Below are 1,016 nucleotides of genomic sequence, written 5' to 3' on the forward strand. Positions count from 1 at the left end.
AAGTTTGAACGTAATAAGCCACACGTAAACGTGGGCACAATCGGTCACGTTGACCATGGTAAAACAACTTTAACTGCTGCGATTGCAACTATTTGTGCAAAAACTTACGGCGGTGAAGCGAAAGATTACTCACAAATCGACTCAGCACCTGAAGAAAAAGCACGTGGTATTACAATTAATACTTCACACGTAGAATACGATTCTCCAATTCGTCACTACGCACACGTTGACTGCCCGGGCCACGCCGATTACGTTAAAAACATGATCACTGGTGCTGCTCAGATGGACGGCGCGATCCTTGTATGTGCTGCGACTGACGGTCCAATGCCACAAACTCGTGAACACATCCTTCTTTCTCGTCAGGTTGGTGTACCTTACATCATCGTATTCTTAAACAAATGCGACCTTGTTGATGACGAAGAATTACTTGAATTAGTAGAAATGGAAGTTCGTGAACTTCTTTCTACTTATGACTTCCCAGGTGATGACACTCCAGTAATCCGTGGTTCAGCTCTTGCTGCTCTTAACGGTGAAGCAGGTCCTTACGGTGAAGAATCAGTTCTTGCTCTTGTAGCAGCTCTTGACTCTTACATCCCAGAACCAGAACGTGCTATCGACAAAGCATTCTTAATGCCAATCGAAGACGTATTCTCAATTTCTGGTCGTGGTACTGTAGTAACAGGCCGTGTAGAATCAGGTATTGTTAAAGTTGGTGAAGAAGTAGAGATCGTTGGTATTAAAGATACAGTTAAAACAACTGTAACTGGCGTAGAAATGTTCCGTAAACTTCTTGACGAAGGCCGTGCAGGCGAGAACTGTGGTGTATTACTTCGTGGTACTAAGCGTGAAGACGTACAACGTGGTCAAGTACTTGCTAAACCAGGTACAATCAAGCCGCACACTAAATTCGACGCAGAAGTATACGTACTTTCTAAAGAAGAAGGTGGTCGTCACACTCCATTCTTAAATGGTTACCGTCCACAGTTCTACTTCCGTACAACTGACGTAACTGGTGC

Annotated in this window: 1 protein-coding gene; it reads left to right on the forward strand. The window is 44.1% G+C overall.

What is annotated here, in order from left to right; genetic code table 11:
- Window positions 1–1,016: elongation factor Tu (gene tuf / locus ABFY81_RS18805; RefSeq protein WP_215900924.1), on the forward strand; the 1,016-nt coding region annotated here is incomplete at both ends.

Source organism: Acinetobacter sp. WA-87 (assembly GCF_039938935.1).
Classification (GTDB): Bacteria; Pseudomonadota; Gammaproteobacteria; order Pseudomonadales; family Moraxellaceae; genus Acinetobacter; species Acinetobacter seifertii.